The sequence below is a fragment of the Winogradskyella sediminis genome (genome assembly GCF_003387355.1).
In the GTDB taxonomy this organism is placed as follows: domain Bacteria; phylum Bacteroidota; class Bacteroidia; order Flavobacteriales; family Flavobacteriaceae; genus Winogradskyella; species Winogradskyella sediminis.
On the sequence record NZ_QUNH01000004.1, the window covers coordinates 72,350 to 85,041 of the forward strand.

The following is a 12,692-nucleotide window of genomic DNA, read 5'->3' on the forward strand; positions in this document are numbered from 1 at the left end:
TATTTTTACGGTATACAAATTATACAATGAACGTACATTTTATAGCAATTGGTGGTGCAGCAATGCACAATTTAGCCTTGGCACTTCACAATAAAGGATATAAGGTCACAGGTAGTGATGATACTATTTTTGAACCTTCAAAATCGAGACTCGATGCTAAAGGGTTGTTGCCTGAGGCTTTTGGTTGGTATCCTGAAAAGATTACTTCAGATTTAGACGCTATCGTTTTAGGAATGCATGCCAAAGCTGATAATCCGGAATTGCTTAAAGCCCAAGAACTCGGTTTAAAAATCTACAGTTATCCTGAATTTTTATACGAACAAGCCAAAAACAAAACCCGTGTGGTTATTGGAGGAAGTCATGGAAAGACTACGATTACCTCTATGATTTTACATGTAATGCATTACCATGATCGTGATGTGGATTATATGGTTGGCGCACAATTAGAAGGTTTTGATGTGATGGTAAAACTCACCGATGAGAATGATTTTATGGTGTTAGAAGGTGATGAATATTTGAGTTCACCGATTGACTTACGACCAAAATTTCATTTGTATAAACCAAATATCGCCTTGTTAAGTGGCATTGCTTGGGATCATATTAATGTGTTTCCTACCTATGAAAATTATGTAGAACAGTTTAGCATTTTCGTTGATTCTATAGTTAGAGGAGGAAGTATTAATTATAACGAAGAAGATCCGGAAGTTAAACGTGTAGTGGAAGCTTCAGAAAATCAAATCAGAAAAATAGCTTATCAAACACCTGAATATACGGTTGAAGATGGTGAAACCTTATTAGAAACTCCAGAAGGACCAATGCCTATTGAAGTCTTTGGAGCTCACAACTTAAATAACTTAGCTGGTGCCAAATGGATTTGCCAACATATGGGCATTGATGAAGATGATTTCTACGAAGCTATTTCAACCTTTAAAGGCGCGAGCAAACGCTTAGAGAAAATTGCTGAATCTAAGTCAAGCGTCGCTTATAAAGATTTTGCACACTCTCCAAGTAAAGTAGAAGCCACAACCAAAGCGGTAAAAGAACAATACAGCGATCGTACTTTAGTGGCGTGTTTAGAGTTACACACCTATAGTAGCCTCAATGCCGAATTCTTAAAAGAATATAAAGGGGCTTTAGATGCTGCAGATGTTGCTGTGGTATTTTATTCTCCACATGCTGTAGAAATTAAGAAACTAGAGGAAGTTACAAAAGACCAAATTGCTAATGCTTTTGAGCGCGATGATTTAATTATTTATACGAATCCAGAAGCATTTAAAGATTTTTTATTTGAACAAAATTTTGATAATAAATCGTTGTTATTAATGAGTTCTGGGAATTATGGAGGTTTGGATTTTGATGAGGTGAAGAATTTGATTAAATAGATTCGTCATTCTTATCCTGTAACAAAATATCATAATCATTTAGTTATTAAATCGTAGGACGTAACAATTATTCTTTTTATAAGACTGATATGTTAGAACTTATCACTTATGAAATTCAATCGTATTTTCTATGATGCACATGTAAACTTCAAATCAATTTCTATGAAGAGAATTGTTTTGTCGGTTATTATTGGATTATTATCTGCGATTATACTCTACGGTTTTTATGATGTTTTGCGAGAAACGGATAGGATGTTATTTCTTGATTTTGAGAATAGACCCGTTATAATTCCTGAATCTGAAAGACAACTACATAATTTATTCTTCGCTGCAATTTCGATGGTAATAGGAAATTCTATTGGAATTAGCTATTTGTTTTCTAGGTCTCAAAAAGCATTTTCAAGAAGAAACAATAAGCGGAATAGAATTCTTAATGATCAAGCATTTTTAGGGGCAACTTTTCTTCATTGGTTTACAAAAATTTGGTTTTTGTTTTGCGTTTTTACTTCTCAGTTTATGGGGACGAAATTTATCGATACATTTTTATGGCCTTCAATCTTATTGGTCATAGTACTTTATTTGGATACATGGAAAACACTACTAACCGTTATAAAAAATAACCGTTGGAAAATTCAAAGTGTTCATTTGATAGTTTTTGTAGTGCTAACTTTTATGCTTAGTCGTATTAATTTTGTAGATTATAAGTCATTGGATGCGTCCATGATAGCTTCAAACCCAACAATGGATGTGCCGTCTAGTGCATACCTAAATGATAACTATCGTAGAAATCATTATGATAATTTAGTCATTAAAATGGATTTTGATTCGAAGCATCGGGTCAGCTTATTTAACGAAGAAAATGAACAAATTGAATGGTCTGAATTATACGAATTAATATTAGATTTTAATGAGGACCTATATTATTCTAGTCGAACGCTAGTACGATTACGCGCAAATAGAAATATACCTGTTAAGTATATTAAAGAATTTGAACTTCAACTTTTAGAAATGAATCAATGGAGATTGGTTTATGAAGTTGCCAATAATGATGAATTGACAGCAAGCTATTATAATAATGAATTAGACAAACGTATTTCTCCTTCCTTACAAGATGCTTTTCCAAGAACAGGAAAACCACCTAGAATTCCAGGTTGGGATTTTTATAAAGATCAGAAGTTTCAAGATACATTAAGCGTTTATATTTCAGAAGGGATTAAAATAGATAATCGTGAGGTTCCACTACATATGCTCCCTGAAAAGCTCAAAAGTCATATTAATGAATCATATATTATTGAATACATTTATGGAGTTAATGTAACCTATCAAGATTATATTAATGTATTATCAGCCCATAAAACAGCAGCTTGGGAATTGAGAGCAACTGAAAATTTTGATAAGATAGATTCAGTAATTCGTAGAAATATATTCAGTCGTGATAAGAAACTTTATGAAGAAAGAGATAGAATTACAAAGAAGTATCCGTTCCGCATTACGGAACGTTTTGAATGAGTGCTTGTAATTACAAAGCTTAAGATTTTAAAGCAACTAAGGAGCTTTATTGAAGCTCCTTTGTCATTTAGTAAAACATTTTCTTTTTCAATTCATGCTTTATTTATAAGTCACCAAAATATCAGCCACCTTTTGTAAATCTGATTCTATAATTTCTGTTTTTGGTGCTAATGGAAATAACTGTTGACCAGGTCTACTGATAAAGGCAGCTCTCCATCCTGCCCACATAGCACCAGCCACATCCCAACCATGTGCAGCGATGAGCATACAGTCTTCGGGTTTTATATTCAATTTACGTGCAGCCCAAGCATAAGTATCAGTAGAAGGTTTAAATTTTCCGATATCTTCAACACTCAAACGTTCGTCAAAAAACTCGGTTAATCCAGCACTTTCGAATTGTTTTTTAACTCCTTCGTTTGATGAATTTGTAAAAGACACCAATTTATAACCATCTGCTTTTAATTGTGTTAAGGCTAGTTTTACGTCTGGATGTGCTGGTAACCCTCTTAACGAATTCACAATGACGTTTCGTGCTTCTTTTTCAGAAATTGAAATATTATTATTAGCGGCTACCATTTGTAATGCTGCAGCTCCTATATGTCCAAAATGCTCGTATTGTCCACTTGCTGTCGTTACTAAAGAATATTGAAGCATGGTTGTAAACCAAAGCGCTAATAAATCTTCTCTGCCGTTTAATGCCTCACCAACTTGTTTTTTCATTTGGGTGAGGTCTAATAGGGTTTCGTTAACATCAAAAAATAATACTTTAGGTCGTGTTTGATTTGTCATCATATTTATGTTTTTTTGAGGGTTTCCTAGAACTAAATTTGGCATCAACATTCCTGTTGCTCCCATAATTCCTAAGTTTTTAATAAAATGCCTTCTGTTGTTTTTCATTAGTCGCTTTAGAGAGGTGAATAAATGAGCTTAATCGTATTAATTAGATATTTATAGAGTGCTTTATTCCGCAATTAATTCAGAAAGTACTTGTTTAAAAGTGTCTATAGGTTGTGCTCCTGTAACGGCACTTTCTCTATTAAATACTATAGTAGGAACAGAGTTCACTCCCAGATGTTTCCAGTAATCCTGTTGGCTTCTAACGGCTTTACGTACCTCTTCATCATTTAAGGTCTGTAAGGCTTCCTCTGCATTTAAGCCCACTGCTAAAAGAGCTTCTTTTAAGATTGTTTTTTTTGAAACGTCTTTACGGTCACTAAAATAAGCTTTTGTAAGCTCCATTTTTAGTTCCGTTTGCTTGTTAAACGCTTTTGCATAGTTTAGTAAAACATGAGCATCAAAGGTGTTAACAATGCGCATGTCATCAAAATAATCGAATTTAAATCCTAATTCTTCACCAGCATCAACCATGTGTTGTTGTGATGCTCTTTGTTGCTCAAGTGTAGAACCGTATTTTTCTGAGATATGTTCAATGATATTTTGCCCTTCTGTGGGCATATTTGGATTCAACTCAAAGGGGTGCCACTCTATAACGATTTGGTCTGCTACGCCTAAGTCTGAAATTGCTTTTTCCAAACGTTTGTATCCTATGGTACACCAAGGGCAGACCACATCTGAAACGATATCTATTTTTAATTTATTAGTCATAACTTTATTTTTTAATTGAATTTTAATGATTTCTATAACACTAATCAATTTATTTACTAATGAGATTAGTGTTTAGAAAGTTATTTTCTTTTTGTTGATCTTCTGTGATTTTATCTTTTGACACAAGATTTAAAACCATAGAATTTACGATTCTACTTGTGCTTAAATCCTCCTTTATAATTAAAGCTTTATGAAAAACACCTAAAGTCTCGATATCCAATTTTGGACTGCTATTATTAATTATAATTATAGAATAATTATCGTTATTAGCTAACTTTATTTTTGAAATGAAAGGCAACAATACACCCTCATTATCTTTAAAAACAGGTGAAAAATTATTAAAATAATCTTCAGGTGTTTCAAAGGCTTCATTAGCGTAAGAATAATAATCCGCTATATGCAGTTCACTTTTAATATTACTAGGTTCATAACCTAGAATTAGTATAGATTGCTCCGAAGCATTATCAACATGAAAAGGTGTGCTTACCTGCTGATCAAATCGAACTAGCCAATGATAACTTAACTTTTTGTTGAATTTTGAAACACTAAGTTTTGATAATTCCTTTTTCAGGTTTATCATAATTGACCTGAATTGGTAAGGGGTTATGTTCTTTTTTTTAAAAACTAGGTTTACAAAGCCATGCGCTTGCGTACTGGTTCTAAAAACTTCTTTAAAACTTTTATTTGCTATTTGTTTTATGGGTTCCCCTTCAATCTTCATTAAACACCTTTATCGTTTCTAGTTTTTTGTTTTAAAAATAATCAAGTCACTTATTTGTAGTTCCGCCTGCACATTACTATAGTTTTTTACATCAGCAGCAAAGGCTGCTGCATGAGGGCCAAAAGCCTCTTGGAAAGACGCTACATCGTCAAAGAGTAAATGTGCAATAGCGACATAAGGTGCAGATTCGTCAGGAACCCTACTTGCAATTCCTAAATCTAATTCTAAACCTTTTAGGGCACTACCAACGAGTTTTGTTACCATTGGTAAATGCTTATTCTGATAATAATGTGTATCAAACTGAACATCTTTGCCGTTCGGATACATTACAGATACTTTAATCACAATTCTAAATTTTTAAAGTTAATAAACCTTCCGAAAAGACGGAAGGTTTATTGCTATCAATCAATATGTGGCTTTTTATAGGGATTATTTTACCACATTCTCTTTAGACCATTCAAATTTTTGGAATGGAGCATCTACTGGTGTGTTTGCAATATGGTTAACATAGTTACTTATTGTTTTCTGAGATAAACCTAAGATGATTTCTAAGACCTGTGCTTCACCATAACCGGCAGCATAAAATGCATCAAGATCGTCTTGTGTAACATAACCACGATTTCTAACAATAGTTAATGTCATAGTACGTAAAGCTTCTAATTTTGAGCTTTCTAACGGTGTTTCGTTACGCAAGGCTTCCGTAATGGCATCATCAACTTTCATCATTTTAGCGATGCCTGTATGTGCAGGTACACAATAATGACAAGCGTGCTCTACATTAATGGTTTGCCATACTACTGTTAATTCTTCTTCGTTAAATGACGAGTCTACGAATAATTGGTGTAAAGTTTGGTACGCTTCTAATATTTTTGGTGAACTCGCTAAAACGCCATGTAATCCAGGAATCATACCAAAAGATTTTTGAGAGTTTTCTAAAAGTGATTTGCTACCTTCTGGCGCAGATTCAATGTCGTGAATTTTTAAAGTTGTCATAATTTTCTTTTTTATTTAATGTGTTTCTGTTAATTAATTCTAAACGTTCGTTTAGTTATTGTGTAAAAAAATAGGGTTATAAATTTTTGAAGGTCATTTCAATATAATCCTCAATTTCCTCTTTAGTATTCACTCTTGCTGCAGCTGCTAAACCATGTTTTGCTAAGAGTAAATAATTGGCTTGTTTTGTAATGGTCGCTTCGTCTTTTAAAGGATCTAGGCGTAATTTGTCTATAATTATACTTTTTAAGTTTTCCATAAAGGAAGTCATTTGCTCTTTTATAAGTTGGTCTTCGTTTTCAGAGAACTCATAGTAGGTATTGGTTACAAAACACCCTTTTTGATTTCCTGTTTTAAAATTAGAACTTATGGAATCATAGAAGAATTGTTTTATGTCTTCAACACCTTTTGTTCCATTTTTTAATTTTACAAGTACATCGTTAACTCTCGATTTATATCGCTTTAAACTTTCGAGAAATAGCCCGTGTTTATTACCGAAACTAGAATAAATAGAAAACTTATTAATGCCCATTTCTTTTTCAAGCATTTGCATAGATGTCGCTTCATAGCCATTCTTCCAAAAAAGATTCATCGCTTTTTCGACCACCAAGTCTTCGTTATATTGTTTCTTTCTAGCCATTATTTCTAATTACATTACAAAACTAAACAATCGGTTAGAAATGTAAAAATATTTAACGTTAATTTGGGTTTTGAATGTTAACTTTCGTTGTTTCAACCTCATACCAAGGTCTAATAAAATGTCGCTGATTATTGAAAATGTGAATTATTCATTTTCAATTTTCTCTATCATCTCTCTGAATAAATTAAGTAAAAAGGTTAGTTTGCTAGCATCACCAGCGGCTCTAAATCTTCTATTCTGAATTTTTACTCCATACCAATCTTGTTTCCCATTTTCATTGAGAATCCATTTAATTTCTAAATTCGCAATAGACGTATTGGAAATATCAATTTCTACATCCCAGCCCAAAGGATCATCTAAAGTGGTAATTTGAATGGCATCGCCTTTTTCCCATTCACCATCGGCATTGTCTTGAAGCCAATTCTGTATCCATTCTAAAATTTCCATTGTTTTATAAGGTATTGAAGTTGATTATTTGTTATTACGTCAGTTCGATAATACGTGCGTCAGTTCGAGTGATTTTTCCTTTTCTAAAAATTGTATCGAGAACCTATAGTAAACCTAATGGTTCTCGATACATTTATTTATTCGTCGTTGCACTTTGAATAACTAAACACTCGAACTGACGATTGTGGAGTGTTTAGCCATTTGTATTTTTTATTTACAACTTCCGTCAGTTCGAGTGATTTTTCCTTTTTGAAAAATTGTATCGAGAACCTATAGTAAACCCAATGGTTCTCGATACATTTATTTATTCGTCGTTCTACTTTGAATAACTAAACACTCGAACTGACGCGCTAAGAACAGAATATCCTGCAAGGTTTCTTTTTAACCTTGTAGGTATAGTGTGTTAGCTTTACAGACCTACAAGGTATTCAAAACCTTGCAGGACAAGGCTGTTTTAGTAAATAATAATTAATGATTAGGAATCTGTTAAATCTCAGAAACAAATTTCAAAAACACTGCTTTATGCTTTTCCAAATCCATATCTGGTGATAAAGACACACGTGCAATATAATCTTTGTCACCTTCTTTTGTGGTGCCTTGCGTTGAGGTCGCCGGAATCGTCCAATAACAGCCTTTTAACTGGCCGTAACTCACGCAGTATTTGCTTTCGTTAGGAATTTCGGTAATCATTAAATGGATTAATCTATGATTCAAAGCACGTTTATACGTTTCTTTTTCTTCAGGTGTATTTCCTTTTGTAGGAAGATCTAATGAAAATACCGAAGGTGTAAAGCCTTGTGCTGCCAATTCTTCGGACACAAAATTGATTTTCGCTTCTGGTAAAGTATCGTGAATAAAATTCACAAACTCACGCGTGTTTTTATAAGCCTCTGCAATACGCTGATTCATAGATGGTAATTGCTTGGCCAAAATCTCATATTGAAGCGCAGTCGCTTCGTTATCGCAAAGCGTCAAATGCAATGCTATTTTGCTCATTAAAGCATCTACTTTTGCATTTCCTACAATATAACCAGCCGTGCATTTTCCACCACTAGGGAATTTAGAACCACTAGCATAAGAAATGGTACGCATGGTAGATAATATTTCACCTTCTCCTAAAAAGTGCACATTAGGACAAAAGGTTTGATCTAATATAAACACAGGATCAATCGCGATGTCTCCAGAAGCGGTTCTACGTTCTTCGCTCAACGCTTCTTTTAATTTTTGTAAATCCGGAACTTCAACACGTGGATTGGTTGGGATTTCTGCAATGATATAAGGAATCGCGTCCTCGTGTGCAATTTTGTCTAAAACGGTGTGGATACTTTGCACCATATCATTATCACCATCTACTGGTAAATCTACCACTTCCACATTATCTAAACAGGCAGCCACACGTCTGGCTTGGTCATTGGTGCCTCCATAACAATTTGGTGGTACCACAAATTTAATCGCTTTACCTTTATGGTGTTCTAAAGCATAGTCCACTAAGCCCATCATAATAGCATACTGCACCGACAATCCGCTAGAACCGACTAACGGCTGAGACGTTGTGCCGTTAATTTCCTTAATGGAGTTTAAAACACTTGCTTTATTGGCTTCAAAATGATGGTCTAAATTAGTAATTGCAGTATGTGCTGTTAAGGCTTTTAAAGCGACTAAACAATTTGATGGAGTCATCGCAATCGTTTCACGACGTCTCACATGCTGAATATCTGAAATATAATGATCGTTGTGACTGCCATTCACGATGAGTACACTTCCAAGGTGTGCGTGAAGATTGATATAAAAATCAATATTCACATTGTCCTCAAGATGTGAAATGTCCTCTTGCTGCGAGATAAAAACAGTACTGCCGTTAAACTCTAAAATAGCATCTGCACTATCTACCTTTATGACATCGAAATGATAACCATAAACCTGCTTGATGATTTCAGCATCGAAAAATTCTGGAAGTTCGCCTGTATATACAATTTGGGTCTTTTTGTTTTCTAATAAATTTGTTCTTAAAATAGCCAACACAGGTACCGTTTGTGACGAAAAACTAATCACGTTGTCTGCTTTAATGTCGTTTAAATTCGCAATTCCCCATTCTAGAATACAAGATAACGGATGCCCTAAACGAATATAATCGTAAGCGGTTGGTAATTCGCTTAATGCTGAAGGATCTGAATTATTGTTTTTATATAGGTTTTCAAACGCATCTAAAAACTGTGTTTTAGCTAACTTTTCGTTGTAAATATCTAAACGATGCGTGGTTAGGTTTAACCAGTCTGTTGGCATATCCTTTAGAACGTCTTTTATGTAATTTAGGGTTTTATTGTCTTGCATAATTCTCAATTTTCAATATGCAAAAATATGGATTAATTGGATGGATGAAGAAGGTTTAACATGACGTTTTGATAATGGGTTTTAAAAGCTGTTTTTTCTGAGTTTCAGAGATTATAAATTCCGTTTTTAGCTAGTTAAAGTCGTTTCTTATTTAGTTTTTTCAGCTTTAAAAACTACATCTTTTTTAACTAATTCATTGACGTTTAATGTGGGAAGTAAAAACTTATTAAATGGTGTGTTTTCTGTTTTGCTATGTAAAACTCCTCTAGTTGTTCCAATAGTTAACATTACTAAATGACTAATAAAACCTTTTGGTACTATTAATTCAGTTTTTGATTCATTATAGAAACTGTTCCAAGCTTCGATGTTAATATTGAAATGACAGCCAACCGCAATGAGTAAAAAGGGTGACTTTTCTTGAATTAAACTTGTTGAAAAAACAACTGAAATAATATTGTTATCAAAATTAATCCCAAACTTTAATCCAGCTTTTAATTCTACAATTTCACTTTCTTTATAAGAGGATTCAATAATAGCAAACTGTTCAGTTGTAATTTTTTTTAATGCAAAGCCAACTTTATTTTTTTCTTCTGCCATTATGCAACTAATTTTAGATAATAATCTGGTTCATTCTCATAAGAATATGCGCCGAACAATTCTTCATAATTTGAAAGACTTGATTCTACGTTTACTGATTCATCAGATTTATTGTATTGTTTATATTCCTCAACTTGAACATGAACCGTTGTTTGAAATTCGGGAACCTCAATTAAATTAATATTTAAAATTTGTTGAATTTTAGTGATAGTTTCTAATTGTAAGTTTTCTGTTCCTTTCAAAACTTTGTTAACGTACTGTGGTGAACAACCTAATGCTTGTGCCAACTCTTTTTGAGTTTTTGGAAAAGTATTAGAAGTTTTATTTGTTTTAATTGCAGACATTACCTTTACAGCTATTGCAAAAGAAATATCAAGCCAAGCTTTATTCTCTTTTCTGTACTTTGCTCTTTCAGCCCAAGTATTGTCTTGTTTTGAAGATTCTAGAAGTCTGTTTTTTATGTTTTTAATACTCATTAGTATTTGTTTGGTTGATTTAATTCATTTCAATTCAACGAAATCTAAATTTTCGTCTTCTCCATTTTGTAGATAATTGCGAGTGAATTCTAACTTTTCTAATTCTAATAGTAAATGGGGTTTTTCATTCATTGTTGCTGTAAGTTTTATTGCTCCACCACAAATAACAAATAAGTTAGCTTCAATTCTTATGGCATATATACGTAGCCAACTTCGTCTTTTTAACCCTTTAGCTTTGTCTTTTTCAAAGTTTTCTTCAATAATCCCTTTTGATAAGGGTTCAAATAATGTAGATAATGTTTCAAGTCTTTCAGTTTTTCCGGTTTCAGCTATATAAAGTAATTCTTCTTCAAAAAGACTAGCATCTTCTCGGGTTTTAATAATTGCTTCTTCAATAGTTATGCCCTTCCAAAATTCATTGTCTAAGTCTTCTTTGTTTTTTTCGAAAAACTCTCTTAAGTAGACAGGATCGTTCCATAATTCAAAACATTTAGCAAATTCATTTAAGTTTTCAGTTTCATATTGAACCGAAAATAAACTTTCTTTTACTATTACAAATGTATTAATTATTTTCATTAAATCAACCTGTGAGTTTATTTTTTTGACAAATTTAACACGATTTCCTTATTATAAGCTAATTGTTTATTTAAAAAGTGTAACAAGATATTAACAATTTTATATTTTTACTACTCAATTTGTAATTGAAATTCAGCTTATTACTGATGTTAATGGTTATAGATGTTATGTGTTTTTCAATTCATTTTCGGATATAAATGCTTTATGACTATTAAAATCTACAAAATCAAAAGTAGAAAATCTATCGATAATAGGATAAAATTCTAAACCAATCAAAACCCTATTCCCCAGAACCAAAAACCGTCTGCCAAACCAAAACAAACTTACTCCTAATCTTATTTGAATTCGATACCACAAAAGCAAAACCCATAGTGGTCACTAAAGCAATAAACGCAAGTGCGCCAAGTGCACCTCCATAGCCATCAAAGACATGGCTTTTCGTAATGTAAATCCCAGTAAATAGTGCTCCTGCTATGGCAAGCAAGGTGTAACTTTTCAAGGTTTTAGCAGAGACCATCCCAATAAAAGAGGTGCCAACAAATACAATAGGGAGGTGTTCGGTTAAATAGCCATTGAGTACGTTAGGAAAGGCATAAAAAAACAGACCAACTATTAGCGATAGTAACGCAGAGGCTTTTACAGCGCCAAAGCGTAAGTGCTCGCTAACAAAGTGGGTGATTGTGGCGCCTAAGATTCCGGTGATGATGAGGATGAATGTATTCATACTAATAACGCATACATTAAAGTTGCTGTGATGACACCTGCAAATGCCATGGTGCCTAATTTTCCGCCAACACCAAGAAATAAGTTTTTAGACATCATAAAAAACAGACCTGCAAGCGTGCCTGCAGCAAGCGCAAAACCAAGGGAAGGACTGGTTTCTGCACTAGACATACCAACAAAAGCGCCACAATAAATGCTTGCTGGTAGTTGTTGTAAGTAGTTCGATTTTTTATTTAAAGATGGTAAAAATGACGCTACTGTCCCAACAATGCCCATAGCTAAAATGGGGCCTAAACCACCAGGAACATTTAAGAGGTAACACAATACGGCTCCGATTGGCACCCAAATGACGACGGATATTTTTTCGTAGGCGTAATCTTCGTGGTGTAAATCTAAGTAGCGATAGCCAAAAACGATGGTAAGTATAATAACAAGTGCGGCTATAATTATGGCTGCGTTGGTTTCGTAATGCGCGTTTACAATCATGGTTAAAAAGGTAACCTGTGTAAATAAAACAGTAGCGACCATTAAAAATCGAATGGCTTTATGTTTTCTCATTAAGAAATTTTAGAGGTTTTACCTTTGGCTGGGTGTAATCACTCAGTCTTAGATTTTACAAAGGTCTAAGAAAATTTTTAAGCGACAAATTGTAGCGTGGAAATTTAGAACAGCTTATCCATTTATATCCAGAT

Annotated in this window: 15 protein-coding genes; 2 read left to right on the top strand and 13 right to left on the bottom strand. The window is 33.5% G+C overall.

The annotated features are described in order from the left end of the window. Positions 1-26 precede the first annotated feature (26 nt). Positions 27-1,382 (top strand): UDP-N-acetylmuramate--L-alanine ligase, encoded by a 1,356-nt coding sequence (locus C8N41_RS14945; protein ID WP_115839869.1) that lies wholly within the window; start codon positions 27-29, stop codon positions 1,380-1,382. 162 nt (positions 1,383-1,544) lie between these two features. Continuing rightward, positions 1,545-2,891: a hypothetical protein gene (locus C8N41_RS14950; RefSeq protein ID WP_147298970.1), complete on the top strand. Its 1,347-nt coding sequence runs from the start codon at positions 1,545-1,547 to the stop codon at positions 2,889-2,891. Between the two features lie 99 nt (positions 2,892-2,990). On the opposite strand, the gene C8N41_RS14955 is transcribed toward C8N41_RS14950, so the two are convergent. The 13 genes from C8N41_RS14955 to C8N41_RS15015 all read right to left on the bottom strand — a co-directional run bounded on the left by C8N41_RS14955 (position 2,991) and on the right by C8N41_RS15015 (position 12,558). Continuing rightward, positions 2,991-3,788, bottom strand: coding sequence for a haloacid dehalogenase type II (locus C8N41_RS14955; RefSeq protein ID WP_115839871.1), 798 nt, complete (start codon positions 3,786-3,788; stop codon positions 2,991-2,993). A 63-nt stretch (positions 3,789-3,851) separates the two neighbouring features. Continuing rightward, positions 3,852-4,496: a DsbA family oxidoreductase gene (locus C8N41_RS14960; protein ID WP_115839931.1), complete on the bottom strand. Its 645-nt coding sequence runs from the start codon at positions 4,494-4,496 to the stop codon at positions 3,852-3,854. Between the two features lie 49 nt (positions 4,497-4,545). Next, entirely contained in the window at positions 4,546-5,217 is a 672-nt protein-coding gene (locus C8N41_RS14965; protein WP_115839872.1) for a hypothetical protein, read from the bottom strand. 18 nt (positions 5,218-5,235) lie between these two features. Beyond that, positions 5,236-5,562: an EthD family reductase gene (locus C8N41_RS14970; protein WP_115839873.1), complete on the bottom strand. Its 327-nt coding sequence runs from the start codon at positions 5,560-5,562 to the stop codon at positions 5,236-5,238. An 84-nt stretch (positions 5,563-5,646) separates the two neighbouring features. After that, positions 5,647-6,210 carry a carboxymuconolactone decarboxylase family protein gene (locus C8N41_RS14975; RefSeq protein ID WP_092446773.1) on the bottom strand — a complete coding sequence of 188 codons (564 nt, stop codon included), beginning with the start codon at positions 6,208-6,210 and terminating at the stop codon, positions 5,647-5,649. Positions 6,211-6,286: 76 nt separating this feature from the next. Further along, on the bottom strand, positions 6,287-6,850 hold the full coding sequence (locus tag C8N41_RS14980; RefSeq protein ID WP_092446774.1) for a TetR/AcrR family transcriptional regulator: 564 nt from the start codon (positions 6,848-6,850) through the stop codon (positions 6,287-6,289). A gap of 144 nt (positions 6,851-6,994) precedes the next feature. After that, positions 6,995-7,297: an immunity 53 family protein gene (locus C8N41_RS14985; protein WP_092446775.1), complete on the bottom strand. Its 303-nt coding sequence runs from the start codon at positions 7,295-7,297 to the stop codon at positions 6,995-6,997. A gap of 486 nt (positions 7,298-7,783) precedes the next feature. Then, the gene (locus tag C8N41_RS14990) at positions 7,784-9,628 is read right to left on the bottom strand and encodes a PLP-dependent aminotransferase family protein (protein ID WP_115839874.1); all 1,845 of its coding nucleotides are present in this window, start codon (positions 9,626-9,628) and stop codon (positions 7,784-7,786) included. 147 nt (positions 9,629-9,775) lie between these two features. Beyond that, positions 9,776-10,225, bottom strand: coding sequence for a hypothetical protein (locus C8N41_RS14995; protein ID WP_115839875.1), 450 nt, complete (start codon positions 10,223-10,225; stop codon positions 9,776-9,778). After that, positions 10,225-10,701 (bottom strand): helix-turn-helix domain-containing protein, encoded by a 477-nt coding sequence (locus C8N41_RS15000; protein WP_115839876.1) that lies wholly within the window; start codon positions 10,699-10,701, stop codon positions 10,225-10,227. The genes C8N41_RS14995 and C8N41_RS15000 overlap by 1 nt, the downstream gene beginning before the upstream one ends. A 24-nt stretch (positions 10,702-10,725) precedes the next feature. Then, complete coding sequence (locus tag C8N41_RS15005) at positions 10,726-11,277, bottom strand: hypothetical protein (RefSeq protein ID WP_092446779.1); 552 nt, start codon at positions 11,275-11,277, stop codon at positions 10,726-10,728. Between the two features lie 280 nt (positions 11,278-11,557). Then, complete coding sequence (locus C8N41_RS15010; protein WP_115839877.1) at positions 11,558-12,001, bottom strand: hypothetical protein; 444 nt, start codon at positions 11,999-12,001, stop codon at positions 11,558-11,560. Next, positions 11,998-12,558 carry a hypothetical protein gene (locus tag C8N41_RS15015; RefSeq protein ID WP_115839878.1) on the bottom strand — a complete coding sequence of 187 codons (561 nt, stop codon included), beginning with the start codon at positions 12,556-12,558 and terminating at the stop codon, positions 11,998-12,000. The genes C8N41_RS15010 and C8N41_RS15015 overlap by 4 nt, the downstream gene beginning before the upstream one ends. Positions 12,559-12,692: the final 134 nt, after the last annotated feature.

Bases quoted from the DNA above. Each gene is read 5' to 3' on its own strand.
- C8N41_RS14945 (WP_115839869.1), top strand. From the start codon at position 27: ATGAACGTACATTTTATAGCAATTGGTGGTGCAGCAATGCACAATTTA.
- C8N41_RS14950 (WP_147298970.1), top strand. From the start codon at position 1,545: ATGAAGAGAATTGTTTTGTCGGTTATTATTGGATTATTATCTGCGATT.
- C8N41_RS14955 (WP_115839871.1), bottom strand. From the start codon at position 3,788: ATGAAAAACAACAGAAGGCATTTTATTAAAAACTTAGGAATTATGGGA.
- C8N41_RS14960 (WP_115839931.1), bottom strand. From the start codon at position 4,496: ATGACTAATAAATTAAAAATAGATATCGTTTCAGATGTGGTCTGCCCT.
- C8N41_RS14965 (WP_115839872.1), bottom strand. From the start codon at position 5,217: ATGAAGATTGAAGGGGAACCCATAAAACAAATAGCAAATAAAAGTTTT.
- C8N41_RS14975 (WP_092446773.1), bottom strand. From the start codon at position 6,210: ATGACAACTTTAAAAATTCACGACATTGAATCTGCGCCAGAAGGTAGC.
- C8N41_RS14980 (WP_092446774.1), bottom strand. From the start codon at position 6,850: ATGGCTAGAAAGAAACAATATAACGAAGACTTGGTGGTCGAAAAAGCG.
- C8N41_RS14985 (WP_092446775.1), bottom strand. From the start codon at position 7,297: ATGGAAATTTTAGAATGGATACAGAATTGGCTTCAAGACAATGCCGAT.
- C8N41_RS14990 (WP_115839874.1), bottom strand. From the start codon at position 9,628: ATGCAAGACAATAAAACCCTAAATTACATAAAAGACGTTCTAAAGGAT.
- C8N41_RS14995 (WP_115839875.1), bottom strand. From the start codon at position 10,225: ATGGCAGAAGAAAAAAATAAAGTTGGCTTTGCATTAAAAAAAATTACA.
- C8N41_RS15000 (WP_115839876.1), bottom strand. From the start codon at position 10,701: ATGAGTATTAAAAACATAAAAAACAGACTTCTAGAATCTTCAAAACAA.
- C8N41_RS15005 (WP_092446779.1), bottom strand. From the start codon at position 11,277: ATGAAAATAATTAATACATTTGTAATAGTAAAAGAAAGTTTATTTTCG.
- C8N41_RS15010 (WP_115839877.1), bottom strand. From the start codon at position 12,001: ATGAATACATTCATCCTCATCATCACCGGAATCTTAGGCGCCACAATC.
- C8N41_RS15015 (WP_115839878.1), bottom strand. From the start codon at position 12,558: ATGAGAAAACATAAAGCCATTCGATTTTTAATGGTCGCTACTGTTTTA.